The 17694-nt window shown below is 74.4% G+C and carries 16 protein-coding genes; 8 read left to right on the forward strand and 8 right to left on the reverse strand.

Translation table 11 applies throughout. The features are described 5' to 3' along the window. Positions 1-590 precede the first annotated feature (590 nt). Positions 591-2375, reverse strand: a complete 1785-nt coding sequence (dnaA, locus tag ACI784_RS02890) for a chromosomal replication initiator protein DnaA (protein ID WP_457012468.1) — start codon at positions 2373-2375, stop codon at positions 591-593. Positions 2376-2960: 585 nt separating this feature from the next. Between dnaA and rpmH the strand changes: the two genes are divergently transcribed. From rpmH to ACI784_RS02930, 8 genes are all read left to right on the forward strand, one after another. Further along, the gene (gene rpmH, locus ACI784_RS02895; RefSeq protein WP_089305879.1) at positions 2961-3098 is read left to right on the forward strand and encodes a 50S ribosomal protein L34; all 138 of its coding nucleotides are present in this window, start codon (positions 2961-2963) and stop codon (positions 3096-3098) included. Position 3099: 1 nt separating this feature from the next. After that, positions 3100-3483 (forward strand): ribonuclease P protein component, encoded by a 384-nt coding sequence (gene rnpA / locus ACI784_RS02900; protein ID WP_456921853.1) that lies wholly within the window; start codon positions 3100-3102, stop codon positions 3481-3483. A 56-nt stretch (positions 3484-3539) separates the two neighbouring features. Further along, positions 3540-3833 (forward strand): membrane protein insertion efficiency factor YidD, encoded by a 294-nt coding sequence (gene yidD / locus ACI784_RS02905; protein ID WP_457012469.1) that lies wholly within the window; start codon positions 3540-3542, stop codon positions 3831-3833. Next, the gene (gene yidC, locus ACI784_RS02910) at positions 3826-4974 is read left to right on the forward strand and encodes a membrane protein insertase YidC (RefSeq protein ID WP_457012470.1); all 1149 of its coding nucleotides are present in this window, start codon (positions 3826-3828) and stop codon (positions 4972-4974) included. Before yidD ends, yidC begins: the two co-directional genes overlap by 8 nt. Positions 4975-5068: 94 nt before the next feature. Continuing rightward, a complete protein-coding gene (locus ACI784_RS02915; protein WP_457012471.1) occupies positions 5069-5707 on the forward strand; it encodes a Jag family protein in 639 nt (212 codons plus the stop codon). After that, positions 5704-6363 carry a 16S rRNA (guanine(527)-N(7))-methyltransferase RsmG gene (gene rsmG / locus ACI784_RS02920; protein ID WP_456921857.1) on the forward strand — a complete coding sequence of 220 codons (660 nt, stop codon included), beginning with the start codon at positions 5704-5706 and terminating at the stop codon, positions 6361-6363. Before ACI784_RS02915 ends, rsmG begins: the two co-directional genes overlap by 4 nt. A gap of 82 nt (positions 6364-6445) precedes the next feature. After that, positions 6446-7516, forward strand: a complete 1071-nt coding sequence (locus tag ACI784_RS02925; protein WP_457012472.1) for an AAA family ATPase — start codon at positions 6446-6448, stop codon at positions 7514-7516. Continuing rightward, on the forward strand, positions 7513-8556 hold the full coding sequence (locus ACI784_RS02930; protein WP_456921859.1) for a ParB/RepB/Spo0J family partition protein: 1044 nt from the start codon (positions 7513-7515) through the stop codon (positions 8554-8556). Before ACI784_RS02925 ends, ACI784_RS02930 begins: the two co-directional genes overlap by 4 nt. A 110-nt stretch (positions 8557-8666) precedes the next feature. Here the strand turns inward: ACI784_RS02930 and ACI784_RS02935 are convergent, their stop codons facing one another. From ACI784_RS02935 to murJ, 7 genes are all read right to left on the reverse strand, one after another. After that, on the reverse strand, positions 8667-9659 hold the full coding sequence (locus tag ACI784_RS02935; protein WP_457012473.1) for a D-alanine--D-alanine ligase family protein: 993 nt from the start codon (positions 9657-9659) through the stop codon (positions 8667-8669). Beyond that, entirely contained in the window at positions 9656-10945 is a 1290-nt protein-coding gene (locus tag ACI784_RS02940; RefSeq protein WP_457012474.1) for an aminotransferase-like domain-containing protein, read from the reverse strand. Before ACI784_RS02940 ends, ACI784_RS02935 begins: the two co-directional genes overlap by 4 nt. 182 nt (positions 10946-11127) lie before the next feature. After that, positions 11128-12282, reverse strand: coding sequence for an N-acetylmuramoyl-L-alanine amidase (locus ACI784_RS02945; protein ID WP_456921862.1), 1155 nt, complete (start codon positions 12280-12282; stop codon positions 11128-11130). A gap of 170 nt (positions 12283-12452) precedes the next feature. Beyond that, a complete protein-coding gene (gene trxA, locus ACI784_RS02950) occupies positions 12453-12779 on the reverse strand; it encodes a thioredoxin (protein ID WP_456850861.1) in 327 nt (108 codons plus the stop codon). 116 nt (positions 12780-12895) lie between these two features. Beyond that, on the reverse strand, positions 12896-13903 hold the full coding sequence (trxB, locus tag ACI784_RS02955; RefSeq protein WP_457012475.1) for a thioredoxin-disulfide reductase: 1008 nt from the start codon (positions 13901-13903) through the stop codon (positions 12896-12898). An 86-nt stretch (positions 13904-13989) separates the two neighbouring features. Next, positions 13990-15627, reverse strand: a complete 1638-nt coding sequence (locus ACI784_RS02960; protein ID WP_456921864.1) for a protein kinase family protein — start codon at positions 15625-15627, stop codon at positions 13990-13992. 71 nt (positions 15628-15698) lie between these two features. Next, positions 15699-17444, reverse strand: a complete 1746-nt coding sequence (gene murJ, locus ACI784_RS02965) for a murein biosynthesis integral membrane protein MurJ (RefSeq protein ID WP_457012476.1) — start codon at positions 17442-17444, stop codon at positions 15699-15701. Positions 17445-17694 lie beyond the last annotated feature (250 nt).

Raw genomic sequence — 17694 nt, forward strand, 5'->3', positions numbered from 1 at the left:
GCTGTCCCCTGGTTCCCCCAGTGCCCGTCCCCAGGTGCTGTGCACGACGCCGGCCCCGCCGACGCGGCCGATCCGGGACCTGACGGAGGTCGGTCGCATACCAGCAGGTCAACGACGTGCGGGTGACGGGAGGACGACGAACCGACGACGGCACGCCCACGGACCGGCGTCACGACGCGTGAGGTCCTCCCTACGAGATACCCCCAGACTGTGCACATCCCTGGGGACAACTCGTCGACGAGTCGACCGGCGCCCGGCCGGTCACCGCGGCATCCCGGGCGCAGACGTGCCCTGACGCCATGCACACGCTTGTGCACAGGTGTGGAGAAGTCGACCGTGCTGACCGTCATTGCACTGCGGTCCTCCGGACCGCACCGCGGCCAACGAGGGTTCCCGGCTGCCGTGGAGCCCCACCCGTGTCCCGGTCGGGAGACCCCTCCGGGCCTCCGCGACCGGTCCACTCCCCGCCGGGCTGCCGTTCCCGGCCCGGTGCCCGGCTCACCACGGCCAGCGGCCTCACCCGGCGCCCCTCACCCGGCGTCCCCGGCCGCGCCCGATCGGCCTCCGACCGGCGGCGGTCCCCGGCGGGGTTACTGGCGGGCGCGGCTCTTGATGCGGGCGGTCAGCTCGGTGACCTGGGTGTACGTGGCCCGGCGCTCGCTCATCAGGTTGGTGATCTTCTTCACCGCGTGCATGACCGTGGTGTGGTCCTTGCCGCCGAAGGAGGCACCGATCCGCGGCAGGGACAGCTCGGTGAGCTCCCGGCACAGGTACATCGCGATCTGCCGGGCGTTGACCAGCGTGCGGCTGCGGTTGGAGCCCTGCAGCTCCTCCATCGTCACGGAGAAGTACTCCGCGGTCGCGGCCATGATGATCGCCGCGGTGATCTGCGGGCCCTGCTCGTCGCTGATGAGGTCCTTGAGCACCAGCTCGGCCAGCGGCAGGTCCACCTGCTGCTTGTTCAGCGACGCGAACGCCGTCACCCGGATCAGCGCGCCCTCGAGCTCGCGGATGTTGGTCTGCACCTTGCTGGCGATGAACTCCAGCACCGGGTCGGGCACCTGGAGCCGCTCGCCGTAGGCCTTCTTCCGCAGGATCGCGATGCGGGTCTCCAGGTCCGGCGCCTGGACGTCGGTGATGAGGCCCCACTCGAAGCGGGTCCGCAGCCGGTCCTCGAGCGTGGTCAGCTTCTTCGGCGCCCGGTCGGAGGTGATGACGATCTGCTTGCTGGCGTTGTGCAGCGTGTTGAAGGTGTGGAAGAACTCCTCCTGCGTCCGCTCGGCACGCTCCAGGAACTGGATGTCGTCGATGAGCAGGAAGTCGATGTCCCGGTAGCGACGGCGGAAGTCCTCGGCCCGGCCGGAGTGCACCAGGTTGATGAACTCGTTGGTGAACTCCTCGGTGCTCACGTACCGCACCCGCACGTTGGGGAACATCCGCGCCGCGTAGTGCCCGATCGCGTGCAGCAGGTGGGTCTTGCCCAGCCCGGAGTCGCCGTAGATGAACAGCGGGTTGTAGGCCCGCGCCGGTGCCTCGGCCACCGCGACCGCCGCGGCGTGGGCGAACCGGTTGCTGTTGCCGATGACGAAACTGTCGAAGACGTACTTGGGGTTCAGCCCCGGGTCCTGGGCACCGGCCGGCGCGCGACGGTCCCCGAACAGCGGGACGGCGTCGCCTCCGCGCCCACCCGCTCCGCGGCCCTCACTGCGGCGGCCGCGACCGCTCGCCGACGGTGCGTCGTCGTCCCGGCCGGTGGGCTCGAGGTCGAAGGGCAGGACGGCGGCGCCGTCCTCGTCCACGTCCCCGCCGCCCCAGTCACGGTCGGCACCCCGGGTGCCGCGGCCGGCGGCCCGGCGCGTCGGCGGGCTCCAGTCGGTGGCCGGCCGGTCCTCCTCGTCCCGCTCGGGCGCGGGCCGCTCCGGGAGACCGGGGCGCTCCGCCGCGTCGCGCTCCCAGGTCAGGGGGCGCGTGACGTCGGCCCGGACGCCGAAGGCGCTGCGCCCGTCGTCGGTGCGGTCGCGGGTCTCGCGGTCCTCCTCGGCGCGCTGGGCCTCGACGGCGGACCACGGCCGCCGGGTCGGGACCTCCGGGCGCGGCTCCTCCTCGGGCTGGGCCGGGGTGTCCTCCACCTGGACGGCGACGCGGATGTCGCGACCGAGCTGCTCGGACAGCGCCTCGGCCAGCACCCGCCGCATGCGCGACTCGAGCACGGTCTGGGTGAACTCGTTGGGCGCCGACAGCACCGCGGTGTCCTCGAACACCCCGACCGGCCGGGTCAGGTTCAGCATCGCGTTCTGCTGCGGGGACAGACTCGTCGCCAGCCGCTCGCGGATCTGGTCCCAGACCGTCGCCAGGTCCACCGTGGCATCGGCCATGACCGTGTCCTCCCCAAACCGTGTGTTCGTCGCCACTGCCGCGGGGTGCGCACCGCCGCGCCCGATCCCTCGGCAGTTCCCCGCTGTGGACAGCCGGACACACGGTGTCCACACCGTCGTCCACAGGTTGTGCACGGTCGACGACGCGCTCGTCGGGCATCCGCTCGCGCGGGCCGGTCAGGGACGTCGTCGCTGGTCGGGGAGGGGGTCGAGAGGTTGTTCGAGGAGCGCGGTGGTCGGTCGACCCAGCGGGGCGGCCCCGGTACCGGACGCGGTCGTCCGGTGTGGAGCGACGGCGACGCTAACAGCCTCGTCCACAGCCGGGCAACGAGACCGGCGGCGCCGCGCGGCGCGGCGCGGGGCGTGTCGCCGGGAACCCGCGGCGCGCCGTTCGCTCCCACCGCCGCGTCTGGGGGAGCCTGGGGAGTCCGTGTCCGGACGGCCCTCCGGCACCGGGGAATCCTCGGCTATGCTGGCGGGAGTCTGTGGACGGGGAGCCGGTCCTGCCGAGCTCCAACCGTCCCTCCGCGCGTGCCTGCCCGCCGGCCGGTGCGCACCGTCGATGTCGTGTAGTGGGAGTACCTCGTGAGCAAGCGCACGTTCCAGCCGAACAACCGCCGCCGGTCCAAGACCCACGGCTTCCGGCTGCGTATGCGCACCCGCGCGGGCCGGGCGATCATCGCCGGCCGTCGGCGCAAGGGTCGCGAGAAGCTCTCCGCCTGAGGTGCTGCCCGCGCAGGCACGCCTGCGCCGGCGTCCGGAGTTCACCGCGGTCGTCCGGTCCGGTCGGCGTGCCGGACGGCCGACCATGGTGCTCCACTACCTCCCCGAACGGCCCGTGACTCCGGCCGCCGGCACCGCCGGCGAGACCGGCGGTCCACGGGCCGGCTTCGTGGTGGGCAAGGCCGTGGGCAACTCCGTGGTCCGGCACCGCGTGACGCGCCGGCTGCGGGCGGTCGTCCTGGGCGAGCTGCACCGGCTGCCCGCAGCGGCCGACCTCGTCGTCCGCGCCCGTCCCGAGGCGGCGACCGCGAGCTCGGTCGACCTGCGCCGGGACCTCGCGGCCGGTCTGGACCGCCTCCTCGGCTCCCGGACCCGCACCTCGTGAGCGGCGCCGCGGTCCCTTCCGGTTCCTCCCCCGCTGCCTCGCGCGGGCGGGGACCGGTGGGCCGCGCCCTGCTGGGCGCGGTGCGCTTCTACCAACGCGCGGTCAGCCCGGCGCTGCCGCCGCGCTGCCGGTTCGCCCCCACGTGCAGCGCCTACGCCGTCGAGGCGATCGAAGTCCACGGCGCCGCCCGCGGCAGCTGGCTGGCACTGCGCCGCCTGCTCAAGTGCGCGCCCTGGCACCCCGGGGGCTTCGACCCCGTTCCCCGGGTGAGCACCGCACCACCCGGAACCGACCGAGCCACCCCGCCGGCCCCCGCCCGGGCCCCGCAGGAGGAGTCCCCCCTTGCTTGACTGGCTGTACACCGCCATCTCGTGGGTCATGGCCCGGTGGCACTCGTTGTGGGACGCCGTCTTCGGTGACCCCCCGGCCGGGACGGGCCTGTCCGGGCTGGCCTGGGCGCTGTCGATCGTCTTCCTTGTCGTCACGATCCGGGTGCTGCTGTTCCCGCTGTTCGTCAAGCAGATCAAGTCGCAGCGGGCGATGCAGGAGATCCAGCCGGAGATCCAGAAGCTGCGCAAGCAGTACGGCAGCGACAAGCAGGGCTTCAGCCAGGCGATGATGGCGCTGCAGAAGGAGCGCGGGGTCAACCCGCTGGCCGGGTGCCTGCCGATCCTCCCTCAGATCCCGGTCTTCCTCTCGTTGTTCCACGTGCTGCGCCGTCTCGCCCCCGGTGCGCCGGGCCTCTACGGCTGGAGCGACCAGCTCACCGACGAGGCCGCGCGGGCGCCGTTCTTCGGGGCGCCCATCTCCTCCTCGTTCGACATGTCCGGGGAGAAGGAAGCGGCGATCCTCGCGCTGCCCGGGGTCACCTACACCAGCATCCGGGTCGTCGCCTTCATCCTCATCGTCATCATGTGCGTGACGACGTACGTGACGCAGCGCCAGACGATGAAGCGCTCCGGCCCGGTCGAGGGTCAGGCCGCCACGGTGCAGAAGCTGCTGCTCTACGGCATGCCGATCAGCCTCTTCGTCACCGGCTTCTTCTTCCCCATCGGCGTCCTCCTCTACTGGTTCACCAACAACCTGTGGACGCTGGGGCAGCAGTACTTCATCCTCCGCAAGATGCCGCCGCCCGGCTCCCCCGCGGCGCTGGCCAAGGCGGCCGCCGACAAGCCCGCTGTCGACCCGAAGACCCTCGCGCCGAAGCCCGGGGCGAAGCCGGTCCGGCCGAAGCCCGGCCGTCCCGCGGCGCCGTCGTCCACGGTGGACCCGGCCAACCCGACCGGCGACACCACGCCGTCGGACACCACGCCGTCGGACACCACGCCGTCCGGTACCGCGTCGTCCGACGGCGTGAGCGGGTCGTCGGCAGCCTCGTCCAACGGCCAGGCGCCCGGCGGCAAGGGCTCGGCCAGCAGGCCACGCGGGACCACCGCCGGCCGCGGCGGCAGCCCGGGCCCGGCCAACCGGGGCAAGCGCAAGCGCCGCTGACGGCGCGCACCGGCGTCCGCGCGGGCGCCGTCCGGCTCCGGCCGGCCACCGACCACCGGGGAAGCCCGGATGACCGACCACGGGAGGAGACGCCATGAGCGCCCCGCAGAACCCCACAGACACGTCCGTGACCGCTGAGGCGACGTCGGGTGCGGTCCTCAGCCCCCTGCCCGGCGACCCCGGACCGGCCCAGCCGGACCTGCCTGACCCGGACGCCGACAGCGCCGACGCCGTCGTCGACCCGGCGGACACCGACGACGAGGACGGCGGGGACGACCTGCTCGTGCGCGAGGGCGACGTCGCGGGGGACTACCTGGAGCGGCTGCTCGACATCCTCGACGTGGACGGGGACATCGACCTCGACGTGGAGGGCGACCGCGCCTCGGTCGCGATCGTCGGCGGGGAGCTGCAGGACCTCGTCGGTGCGGACGGCTCGGTGCTGGAGGCCCTGCAGGAGCTGACCCGGCTGGCCGTGGCGCAGTCCACCGGCGTGCGCAGCCGGCTCATGCTCGACATCAGCGGGTTCCGGGCCAAGCGCCGCGCCGACCTGACCACCCTGGCCGCCGAGGCGGCCCGCCGGGTGGCGCAGAGCCGGCAGCCGGAGCGGCTGGCGGCGATGAACCCGTTCGAGCGCAAGGTCGTCCACGACGTCATCGCCGGCGTCGCCGGTGTGCACAGCGAGTCGGAGGGCGAGGAGCCCAACCGCCGCGTCGTGGTGCTGCCGGATCGGTGAGTGCCCCCGCCGACGTCCCGGCCGTCCCACCGGCCCCACCCGTAGCGCGGGCGGTGTTCGGGGACGCCGTCGCCGACGCCGAGCGCTACGTGGCCCGGCTGGCCACCGACGGCGTCACCCGCGGGCTGATCGGCCCGCGGGAGGTGCCGCGGTTGTGGGAGCGGCACGTGCTCAACAGCGCCGCCGTCGCCGAGGCGGTCCCCTCCGGGGCCCGGGTGGTGGACGTCGGCAGCGGTGCCGGCCTGCCCGGCGTCCCGCTGGCGCTGGCCCGGCCGGACCTCCAGCTCACGCTGGTGGAGCCCATGGCCCGCCGGGTGGAGTTCCTCGAGGAGGTCGTCGCCGAGCTGCAGGCCCCGTGGCGGGTGGTCCGCGGGCGGGCCGAGGAGCGCTCCGTGCGCACCGCCGTCGGGCCGGTCGACGTGGTCACCGCCCGGGCGGTGGCGGCGCTCCCCCGCCTGGTGTCGTGGTGCCGCGGGCTGATGCGGCCGGGCACGCTGCTGGTCGCCCTGGTGGGCGCGCGGGCGGTGGAGGAGCTCCCTGCCCTGGTGCCCGAGCTCGAGGCCGCCGGGATGCGGGAGATCCACGCTCGGGCTGTCGGTGCGGAGCTGGGCGACGCTGCCACTACCGTGGTGGTCATGACGCGTGGGCCACGGTGACCTCCGCCGCCTGTTCCACGTGGAACCCGTACATCTCCCCGAGCCCGTTCCACGTGAAACGGATCGGCAGGAAGGACCCGAGATGACCGACCCGGGCCAGCGGCTGCGGAGCAGCCTCGCCGCCGACCAGGCGGCCAGCTCCGGAGCGGACTTCGACAGCCCCATCGCCATGGAGGCCCTGCGGGCCACTCGAGTGCTGCACGCGGCCAACCAGGAGCCCTTCCCCAAGCCGGGGCGGATCCGGGTCATCACCATCGCCAACCAGAAGGGCGGCGTCGGCAAGACGACGTCGGCGGTGAACCTCGGGGTGGCGCTCGCGCTCTACGGTCTGCGGACGCTGGTGATCGACCTCGACCCGCAGGGCAACACGAGCACCGCGCTGGGCGTCGAGCACACCGTCGGGACGCCGTCGGTCTACGACGCCCTGGTGGGTGACAGCTCGCTGTCGGAGGTGGTCCACCCGACCACCGCCAGCCCGCTCCTCCTCTGCGTGCCCGCCACCATCGACCTCGCCGGCGCGGAGATCGAGCTGGTCTCCGTCGTCGCCCGCGAGTACCGGCTGCGCCGGGCGATCGAGGCCTATCTCGTCGCCCTGCCGGCCGAGCAGCGGCCGCACTACGTCCTGGTGGACTGCCCGCCGTCCCTCGGGCTGCTCACGCTCAACGCGCTGGTGGCCGGCGACGAGGTGCTCATCCCGATCCAGTGCGAGTACTACGCGCTGGAGGGGCTGGGGCAGCTGCTCAACAACATCGACCTGGTGCGCCAGCACCTCAACCCGGGCATCGCCGTCCGCACCATCCTGCTGACGATGTACGACGCGCGGACCAAGCTCGCCGACCAGGTCGCGGAGGAGGTCCGCAGCCACTTCGGGGACCTGGTGCTCGACGCGGTGATCCCCCGCAACGTGCGCGTGTCCGAGGCGCCGGGCTACGGCCAGTCGGTGCTCACCTACGACCCCGGCTCCCGCGGCTCGACGAGCTACGTCGAGGCCGCCCGTGAGCTGGCCGAGCGGGGCGTCTCGTTGCCGCCGCTCGCCTCGCGCACGGGCCCCGGGATGCCCGCCGTCCCCCCGCCGCCGCTGGGTGCGGCATTCCCCGACACCGACGCGGCCGCCGTGCCCGTCCCCCCTTCTTCTCCTGAGGAGCGAGCATGACCAAGCGCGGTGGCCTGGGCCGGGGGCTCGCGGCACTGATCCCCACCAGCGCCCCGCCCGTCGAGCAGCCGACGCTGCCGGGCGCGCAGCCCGAGGACGGTGCGGCCGCGGCCCCCGCGCCGGCGGCCGAGGCGCCGTCCGCTCCGCCGGTGCACCTGCTGCCGCCGGCGGCCCAGGCGGCCGAGACCGTGGCCCGGCAGCGGGAGGAGGCAGCGGTCGGCGTCCCCGGGGCGCAGCTGCGCGAGGTGGCCGTCGGCGAGGTCGTGCCCAACCCCAAGCAGCCCCGCCAGGTCTTCGACGACGAGGCGCTGGAGGAGCTCACCTACTCGGTCCGGGAGTTCGGCCTCCTGCAGCCGATCGTGGTGCGCGAGCGCACCGAGGGCGGCTACGAGCTCATCATGGGCGAGCGGCGGCTGCGGGCCGCCCGCGCCGCCGAGCTGGACACCGTGCCGGCCATCGTCCGCGACACCACGGACGACGCCCTGCTCCGGGACGCCCTGCTGGAGAACATCCACCGCGTCCAGCTCAACCCGCTGGAGGAGGCCGCGGCCTACCAGCAGCTGCTGGAGGAGTTCGGCGCCACCCACGAGGAGCTGGCGCAGCGCATCGGCCGCAGCCGGTCGCAGGTCACCAACACCATCCGGCTGCTGAAGCTGCCGGTGAAGGTCCAGACGCGGGTCGCGGCCGGGGTCATCTCCGCCGGGCACGCCCGGGCGCTGCTCGGCCTGGCCGATGCCGAGGCCCAGGACGCGCTGGCCACCCGGATCGTCGCCGAGGGGCTGTCGGTGCGGGCCACCGAGGAGGCGGTCGCGATGGCCGCCGCCGAGCAGCCCTCGGCCAAGCGGCGCGCCCGGCGGTTCAGCGCCCCCGGGGTCGAGGACCTCGCCGGCCGGCTGTCGGACGCCTTCGAGACCAAGGTGAAGATCCAGATCGGCCGGGCCAAGGGCCGCATCGTCGTCGAGTTCGGGTCCGTCGACGACCTGCAGCGCATCATCGGCCAGATGGCGCCGGAGATCAGCGGCCGCCAGACCGAGGACTGAGGCCGCTCGACGACGAAGGCCGGGTTACGTCACAGACGTAACCCGGCCTTCGCGCGTCGGCCCCTGGCCTGGTCCCGGGCACCCCCGAGCTGGCGAGCGAGGAGTCCCCCTCAGCGTTCGGTGGTCGCCCGGCGGGTCAGCAGCCGGGAGAGGACGTCACCGAGCGAGTGCCCGGCCGCCTCCACCGCCATGGGGAACATCGACGTCTCGGTGAGCCCCGGGGAGACGTTCACCTCCAGGAAGTGCACCTCGCCGTCCGGGCTGACGATCGCATCGGTGCGGGACAGGTCGGCCAGCCCGAGCACCCGGTGCACCTGGACGGCGAGCGCCGCGGCCGCGGCCGCCACCTCGTCGGGCACCCGCGCCGGGGCGTGGTACTCGGTGAGGCCGGGGGTGTAGCGGGCCGTGTAGTCGAACACGCCCGACTCCGGCGCGATCTCCACCGCCGGCAGCGCCTCGGGCCCCTCCCCGAGGTCGACGACGGAGAGGGCGAGCTCCACGCCGTCGACGAACCGCTCGACGAGCACGGTGTCGCCGTAGGCGAAGCAGCTGACCATCGCGGCCGGGAGGTCCTCCACCCGGGTCACCTTCTGCGCCCCCAGCGCGGACCCGCCCGAGGCCGGCTTGACCATGAGCGGCAGGCCGAGCCGGGCCACGATGAGGTCCAGCACCGCGCCCGCGCCGAGCTCGCGGAACGTGCTGTGCGGCAGGGCCACCCAGTCCGGCGTCGTGACGCCCGCGGAGCGCACCACCGACTTCGCGGCGGGCTTGTCCCAGGCCAGCCGGCAGGCCGCGGCGGGCGACCCCACGTAGGGGACGCCGGCCAGGTCGAGCACCGCCCGCAGCGCGCCGTCCTCGCCGGTCGCCCCGTGCAGCGCGATGAACACCGCGTCGGCCGGGGCGGCGGCCAGTCCGGGCAGCAGCTCGGCGTCGGCGTCCCGGACCTCGGCGTCCACCCCGGCGCGGGTCAGCTCCTCCCACACCTGGGTGCCGGAGGAGAGGCTGACCTCGCGCTCGAAGTTCAGCCCACCGGCCAGGACGACGGCGCGCAGGGGGTGCGGTGCCGCCGCGGACTCCGCGGCGGGTGCGGCCGACTCACTCATGCGCGTCCGTCCTCGTAGGTGTCGCTGTTGGCCGGGCCGACGATGTTCTCGGCCTCGTGGCTGCGGGTGGACCGGGTGACGGCCCGGAAGGAGCCGGTGTCCACGGCGCCGAAGGTGGAGTGCAGGTCCAGCTCGGCCTCGATGACGCGGGCCAGCCGGCGCACGCCCTCGCGGATCTGGTCCGGCTCGGGGTAGCAGTAGGACAGCCGCATGTACTCGCGCCCCGACCCGTCGGCGTAGAAGCCGATGCCCGGCACGTAGGCGACGTGCGCGTTCACCGCGCGCGGCTGCATCAGCTTGGCGTCCAGGCCGTGCGGCAGCTTGAGCCACACGTAGAACCCGCCGTCCGGCCTGGTCCAGGTGGTGCCCGCCGGCATCAGCTGCTCGAGGGACTCCAGCGTGGCGTCGCGGCGCTCGCGGTAGAGCTCGACGAAGTGCTTGATCTGCTCGCGCCACGGCTGGGTGTCCAGGTACCGCGCGACGGCGTACTGGGTGAGCGAGGGCGGGCAGAGCACCTGCGCCTCGGTGGCCAGCACCAGCTTCTCGCGCACGGCGAGCGGGGCGAGCACCCAGCCCACGCGCAGGCCCGGGGAGAACGTCTTGGAGAACGACCCGAGGTAGATGACCCGCCGGCTGTCGCGCGCCCGCAGCGCCCGCATCGGCTCCCGGTCGAAGCCGAGCAGCCCGTAGGGGTTGTCCTCGACGACGAGCAGGTCGTAGCGCTCGGCGATCTCCATGACCGCCTGGCGGCGCGGCTCGGACAGCGTCACCCCGGCCGGGTTGTGGTAGTTCGGCACCGTGTAGAGGAACTTCACCCGGTCGCCGTTGGCCCGGCACTCCAGCAGGGCCTGCTCCAGGGCCTCGGGGATCAGGCCGTCGTCGTCCATCGGGACGTGCCGGACCCGCGCCTCCGAGGCGTCGAAGACGCCGAGCGCGCCCACGTACGACGGCCCCTCGGCGAGGACGACGTCACCGGGGTCGCAGAAGACCCGGGTGACGAGGTCCAGCCCCTGCTGGGAGCCGACGGTGACCACGACCTCGCTGGGCGAGGCGTCGGTGATGCCCTCCAGCGCCATGACGTCGCAGATGCGCTCGCGCAGCCGCGGGTCGCCCTGACCGGAGCCGTACTGCAGGGTCTGCGCGCCCATGCCGGAGACCAGCTCGCCGATCATCGAGCCCACCGCGTCCAGCGGCAGCGCCGTGACCGCCGGCATGCCCCCGGCCAGCGAGACGACCTCGGGCCGGCTCACGACCGAGAACAGTGCCCGGATCTCCGAGGTCTTCATCCCGTGCGTGCGTGCTGCGTACCGGTCCGCCAGAGGGTCCAGCCGCGGATGGCGCGGAGCCGGGTGGGGGGTCACGCCGGGGCCCGGAGGCGTGCCGGGCGGGAGATTGGCCACCCGTCGAGTGTAGGGAGCCGCCCGCCGTTGCCCGCCGGGGACACGGCGGGCAGGACGGACCAGTCCGCTCACACCCTCCCGGGGAGGACGAAGGTGCCGGTCGGCGGGTCGGCCTCGGCGGGCAGGAACAGCCGCTGGACGGCGGCCAGGACGGCGCTGGCCACGGTGCTGCGCAGCCGGGCGTCGAGCAGCAGCAGCCGGTCCACCGGGTGGGAGAGGTAGCCGCAGTCGATGCGCACCGCGGGCATGCGGGTCATGCGCAGCAGGTCCCAGGTCTTGGGGTGCGAGCCGAGGTCGATCAGGCCGGTGCGCGCCACCACCTCGCGGCGCAGCAGGTTGGCGAACTGCTCCCCCACCGTGGACGACGCCCCGGACCCGGTGCCGTAGTAGTAGCTGGCCACGCCGCGGGCGTGCTCGGAGGCGTGCGCGTCGATGTGCAGGGAGAGGAAGAGGTCGGCGCGGGCGTCGTTGGCGAACGCCGTCCGGTCGGCCGGGTCGGGGTTCTGCTTCCGGCCGCGGGTCAGGTAGACGGTCGCCCCCGCGGCGGCGAGCCGGCCCTCGATGCGGGAGGCCAGGTCGAGGACGAGGTCGGCCTCGGTGGTCTCCCCCGCGGTGAACCCGGTGTCGGCCCCGCCGTGCCCGGGGTCGATGACGATCCGCCGCCCGATGAGGTGCGGTCCGCTCTCCACGAAGCTGGCGCTCTGCCGCAGCAGCTGCGGGCGGCCGCCGGTGACCTTGCGGCCGAGCTGGCGCAGCGCGCGCAGCGTCGCCGGCCCGCAGGTGCCGTCGGAGGTCAGCCCGTAGTCGCGCTGGAAGGCCCGCAGGCCGACCTCGGTCTCCGGCCCGAAGACGCCGTCCACCGGGCCGGCGTCGTAGCCGAGCTCGTGCAGCCGCTCCTGCAGGTTGGTGACGTCGTCCCCGCGGATGGGCCGCTCCGGGTCGTGGTGCAGCAGCCGGTCGCCCAGGGACCAGCGGGCCTCCGAGAGGGCCCGGTAGGTCTCCGCACCGACCCGGCCGTCGACCGAGAGGCCACGGACCTGTTGGAAGTGCCGGACGGCGAGCTCGGTGGCCGGGCCGTAGACCGCGTCCTCGAGCGACTCGTCCTCGGTGCCGCCGTCCCCGGAGGGCAGCAGGGCGAGCGCGCGCAGGGCGGCCTGCACGTCGGCCACGGCGGGGCCCCGGTCACCGGGGCCCAGGGGGTGCATGCGGCTGTCGGTTCCCATCGTGGGGTCGATTGTGGTCCCCGGCCGTGCGCCCGGCCTCCCGGGGGGCACCCGGACGCACGAGGGCCTCCCCGGCACACGGCCGGGGAGGCCCTCAGTGACGTGCTGGAACGGCCACCCTTCGGGGCCCACGCCGAGCGTGCGAGGCGTGGGGGGAAGGGGGTCCTCTGTCAGATGTAGTCGGCGAGGTCCGAGAGGATCGCGCCCTTCGGCTTGGCCCCGATGATGCTCTTCACCGGCTTGCCACCCTGGAAGACCGTCATCGTCGGGATCGACATGACCTGGTAGTCACGGGCGATCTGCGGGTTCTCGTCGATGTTCAGCTTGGCGATCGTCAGCTTGTCGCCGTGCTCGGCGGCGATCTCCTCGAGGACCGGAGCGACCATCTTGCACGGGCCGCACCACTCCGCCCAGAAGTCGACGAGCACGGGCTTGTCGCTGCCCAGCACGTCGTCGGCGAAGCTGGCGTCGGTGACCGTCACGGTGTTGCCTGCCATGGTCGTTCTCCTCGTGGTTCGTGGCTGTGGTGTGGGCCTGGCAGGGGTAACCGACCGGACCGGCCGTCTATGCCCCGGCCTGGTGGGTGCCCCGCATCACCCGACGGCGAACGGGCTCAGCGCTCGCCGAAGGACTCGGCGAGGTACCGCTCGGCGTCGATCGCGGCCGAGGCGCCGGTGCCGGCCGAGGTGATGGCCTGCCGGTAGATGTGGTCGACGACGTCGCCGCAGGCGAAGACACCGTCGATGTTGGTCCGGGTGGTCGGGTGCTCGACCTGGATGTAGCCCTCGTCGTCCAGCTTCAGCTGGCCGGCGAAGATCTCGCTGCGCGGGTCGTGGCCGATCGCCACGAAGACGCCGGTGACCGGGACGGTCTCGGTGCCGCCGCTCTCCACGTCGGTGAGCTGGACGCCGGAGACGGTCTCCTCACCGAGGACGTCGGTGACCTGCTTGCCGAGCGCCCAGCGGATCTTCTCGTTCTCCTGGGCACGCTGCTGCATGATCTTCGAGGCGCGCAGCTCCTGGCGCCGGTGCACCACGGTGACGGTCTTGGCGAAGCGGGTGAGGAAGGTGGCCTCCTCCATCGCCGAGTCGCCGCCGCCGACCACGATGATGTCCTGGTCGCGGAAGAAGAAGCCGTCGCAGGTGGCGCAGGCGGAGACGCCGCGGCCGAGCAGGCGGGCCTCGTTGTCCAGGCCCAGGTACCGGTACTTCGAGCCGGTGGCGACGATGACGGCGTGCGCCCGGTGGACCTCGTCGCCGACCTTCACGATCTTCGGCTCGGCGGTCAGGTCGACCTCGCTGACGTCCCGCGCGACGAGCTCGGCGCCGAAGCGCTCGGCCTGCTGGCGCATGTCCATCATCAGCTGGGGGCCCTGGATGCCCTCGGCGAAGCCGGGGAAGTTCTCGACCTCGGTGGTGGTCATCAGCGCGCCACCGAACTGGGAGCCCTCGAACACCAGGGGGTGGAGGTTGGCGCGGGCGGCGTAGACGGCGGCGGTGTAGCCGGCCGGGCCCGACCCGATGATGATCAGGTCACGGATGCCGTCATGCTCCGCCGGCGGGATCGCGGGGTTCCCGTCGGTGGTCACGGCGGGGCCGGGGGTCGGGTGGTCTGAGGTCACGGGCGGCACAACGTGGATGGTAGAAGCCGCATTCCCCCGTGAGCAGCGGCGCATTCCAGGGGGCGGAAAACCCGACCGGGCGCGAGTCAGTCGGCCGGCTGGGGCGCGACCTCGGCGATGTCGGCGGAGAAGCCGTCGTCCGAGGGCACCAGGCCGGTGACCCACACCAGCAGGTAGCGGGTGGTGACCGGCTCGTCGAACGCGAGGTCCGTGGTCTCCTCCAGCTCGCCGGAGGCGACGACGTCGAAGCCGTCCAGGCCGTCGTCGGGCCGCTCGCCGGCCCGCACCTCGACGGTCGCCCCGGGGGTGTTCGTGGTGAGCGCGACACCGGCCAGTGCCTGCTCCGACCCGAGGTCGTAGACGACGCCGACGCCGTCCTTGAGGTTGCCGAAGGCCGGTGAGCCGCGGTAGGTCAGCGTCGACCACGCGGTCGCGGGGTCCCCGTCGAAGGACAGCGGGATCTCGTCGACGTTCTCCGGCTCGCCGTCGCCGCCGGGGTCGAGCACGGTGCCCTCGACGATCGTGGCGGGCGGGCCCTCCGCGGGGGTGGGGGCCGCGTCGTCCTCGGGCGGGGCGCTGCTGACCGGCGGGGGCGACGTGGTGTCCTCCGCGTCGACCGAGCCGGCCACCGACAGCACGCTGGAGCCGAACCACCAGGCCAGCGCGACCACGATCGCCAGGGCGGCCAGCGGCAGCCCGATGACGAGCAGCCGCCGGCGCGCGGGCGAGCGCTCGTGGTCGTCCTCCGGCTCCGGCGTCACCTCGTCGTAGCCGTGGTCGTCGTCCTCGTACACCCCGAAGCCGGAGGCCAGGGGCAGCAGGTCCTCGTCGGCGTCGACCGGGTGCGGTGCCGGCACCGGCGGGCGGCCCTGGGCGTCCAGGCGGCGCGGAGCGCCCGGCCCGGTGGTGTTCATCGTGGGCGCGGGGTCGTCGGTGGCGTCGTCCTCCCGGCGCTCCCGCAGCCGGCGCAGCCACCCGCTGTCGCTCTCGTCGGCGCCGCGCACCGGCTCGGAGACGTGACCGCGGGGCCGCTCGGCGAGCAGCGCGGCCATCGCCGCCACACTCGACAGACCGCCGCCGGGCTCGGTGGAGCGGGCGCGGCGCACCAGGGCGGCCAGGTCGGGCGCCATGCCCGGACGCGGCCCGGGCTGCGGCTCCTCGCCGGGGCGGCGGCCGGTCAGGCAGTACTCGAGCAGCTCGCCGAGCGCCGCGATGTCGCCCTGCAGGGTGCCGCTGGCGGCGGGCACGGCCCGCAGCCCGACCAGGCCGTTGGGCCGCAGGACGACGGTCTCGGGGGTGAGCCCGCCGACGGCCAGCCCGACGCGGTGCGCCTCGGCCACGCCCTCGGCGAGCCGGCGCAGCACGGTGCGGGCCTCGCGCTCGGGCATCGGGCCCCCGGCCAGCCGCTCGGCGAGGGTCTGCCCCTCGATCCACTCGTTGACGACGTAGGCCGAGCCACCGGGGGCGGTGCCGCCGCTGCCCTCCGCCGCGTCGTACACCATCGCGAGGGCCGGGGTGGCCAGGCCGCCGGCGGTGAGGGCGCGGGTGATCCAGTCGCGCGCGGCCAGGCCGCCGGGGGTGTGCACCCGGATGGCGACGTCGCGGTTGAGGATGCGGTCCTTGGCGCGCCAGCAGCGGATGACGCCGGTGGCGGTGTTCTCCGCGGGCCCGACCTCGTCGAGCGGGCGGTACCGGTCGGGGAGGCCGGTGGTCGTGGACGTCATCGACGCAGCCGACCCCCACTCCCATCCCGGCCGGCGGCTGGGTTGCCCCGGCGAGGGCGTCGCCGGGGTGTTCACCCGCGCCCCAGCCGTGCCCTGACGGTGGCCAGGGGCTCACGGACCTCGGGAACTCGGGCGAGCACCAGCCCTGCCAGGGCCACGACGCCGATCACCACGGTACCGACCAGCAGGGTGCCGAGCGACCCCGCCACCGACGAGCCGAGGGCGTCCTCGGTCACCAGCACCGCACCCCACCCGATCAGGCCTGCCACGGCCGAGGCGGCGGCGATGCGCAGCACGGGGCCCAGGGTGGCGCGGCCGTGCAGGGCTCCCAGCCGCCGGTGCAGCGCCACGTGGCCCAGCACCCAGCCGGCCACGTAGGTGATGCTCGTGACCAGCATCAGCCCGGCCACGACGTGCTCGGGGCCGACGACGACCGGGACGAGCAGCAGCAGCGGCACCCGTACGGTCACCATGCCCAGCTGGATGAGCGTCGGCGTCCGGGCGTCCTTCATGGCGTAGAAGACCCGCAGCTGCAGCAGCGTGACCGCCATGGGCAGCAGGCCGAAGGCGCCGACGGCCAGCGCCGTCCCGATGGCCTGTGCCTCCTCGACGCTGGTGTTGCCCCGGGCGAAGGCCACCGTCGCGAGGGCCGGCCCGAGCACGGTGAGGGCGGCGGTGACCGGCAGCAGGCCGAGGGCCGACAGGCGCGTGCCGAGGCCGAGGTCCTGCACCACGCCGGGGACGTCGGCCCGTGCGGCCGCCCGGCTCATCCGCGGCAGCAGCGCGGTCAGCAGGGCCACGCCGATGATCCCGTAGGGCATGTGGAACAGCAGGCTGGCGATGGCGAAGGCGCTGGAGCCCAGTCCGTCCGCGCGGCCGGCCGCGTTGGCGATGCGGGTGGCGACGGCGACGCCGACCGCGCTCACCGCGCTGTACCCGATCACCCACAGGCCGAGCGAGCCGGCCTCGCGCAGGCCGGTGTTCCGCAGCCCCCAGCGCGGTCGCAGCGGCACACCGGCCCGGCCGAGCAGCGGCAGCAGCACCAGTGCCTGCGCGGCGATGCCGAGCGTCGTGCCGCCGCCGAGCAGCCACACCTGCGCGGGCGTGATGGTCGCCGGGGTGAGGTCGCCCGGGCCGGTGGCGGCGACGAAGAGGACGCCGGTGGCGATGACCACGACGTTGTTGAGCACCGGGGCCCAGGCCGGCGGCCCGAACACCCCGCGGGAGTTGAGGATCGCCTGCGCCAGCGCCCCCACGCCGTAGAACACGATCTCCACCAGCAGGATCCGCGCCAGCCAGTTGGCCAGCCGGACCTGCTCCGGGTCGCCCTGGATGCCGTAGAGCGCCGTGAGGGCCGGTGCGATCACGATGGCCAGCGCCGTCACGACCACCAGCCCGGCGACGGCGACCGTGGCCAGCCGCTGGGCGTACGCCGTGCCGCCGTCCCGGTCGCGCTCCTGGGCGTGCACGAGCAGCGGCACGATCACCGAGGTCAGGACGCCGCCGAGCAGCAGCTCGTAGACGATGTTGGGCAGCGTGTTCGCGGTGTTGTAGGCGTCGTTGACCAGCCCGACGCCCAGCGCGGCGGCGAGCACCATCGTGCGCAGCAGGCCGGTGACCCGGGAGACGAGCGTGGCCACGGCCATGGTCCCGGCGGCGCGGAGGATGCCGCGGCTGGCGCCGGGCGCCCCCTCCCGGGCCTCGAGGTCCTCGTCGGACTCGTCGACCGGGCGCGGCACCGCGGGCAGCACCGGGATGAGCTGGGTGTCGTCGGGCCCGGGTACCCAGCGTCCCGGGCGCGGCCGCGGGGGCGGCACGGGGGGCAGCGGCCGCGCCCGGGACCCCGGAGGCGCCTCCGGCCGCACGGGGGACGCCGTGGGCGCGGACGTGCGCGGGTACGGCGGCGGGGGCAGCGGGAGCGCGGGCGGCGTGCCGGGACCGGGAACCGGTGGCGGGCCGGCCGCCCGGTCGGACCGGTCCGCGCCCGACCGGGTCGCCGGGGGGACCGGTGGCAGCGGGATCCGGCGCCGGCGCTCCTCCACGGGCCGCTCGTCGCGGCCGGCGGCG

It is taken from the genome of Geodermatophilus sp. SYSU D01186, from assembly GCF_054050215.1.

Bases quoted from the DNA above. Each gene is read 5' to 3' on its own strand.
- ACI784_RS02930 (WP_456921859.1), top strand. From the start codon at position 7,513: ATGACCAAGCGCGGTGGCCTGGGCCGGGGGCTCGCGGCACTGATCCCC.
- dnaA (WP_457012468.1), bottom strand. From the start codon at position 2,375: ATGGCCGATGCCACGGTGGACCTGGCGACGGTCTGGGACCAGATCCGC.
- ACI784_RS02940 (WP_457012474.1), bottom strand. From the start codon at position 10,945: ATGAAGACCTCGGAGATCCGGGCACTGTTCTCGGTCGTGAGCCGGCCC.
- ACI784_RS02925 (WP_457012472.1), top strand. From the start codon at position 6,446: ATGACCGACCCGGGCCAGCGGCTGCGGAGCAGCCTCGCCGCCGACCAG.
- ACI784_RS02935 (WP_457012473.1), bottom strand. From the start codon at position 9,659: ATGAGTGAGTCGGCCGCACCCGCCGCGGAGTCCGCGGCGGCACCGCAC.
- ACI784_RS02960 (WP_456921864.1), bottom strand. From the start codon at position 15,627: ATGACGTCCACGACCACCGGCCTCCCCGACCGGTACCGCCCGCTCGAC.
- ACI784_RS02945 (WP_456921862.1), bottom strand. From the start codon at position 12,282: ATGGGAACCGACAGCCGCATGCACCCCCTGGGCCCCGGTGACCGGGGC.
- trxA (WP_456850861.1), bottom strand. From the start codon at position 12,779: ATGGCAGGCAACACCGTGACGGTCACCGACGCCAGCTTCGCCGACGAC.
- ACI784_RS02915 (WP_457012471.1), top strand. From the start codon at position 5,069: ATGAGCGCCCCGCAGAACCCCACAGACACGTCCGTGACCGCTGAGGCG.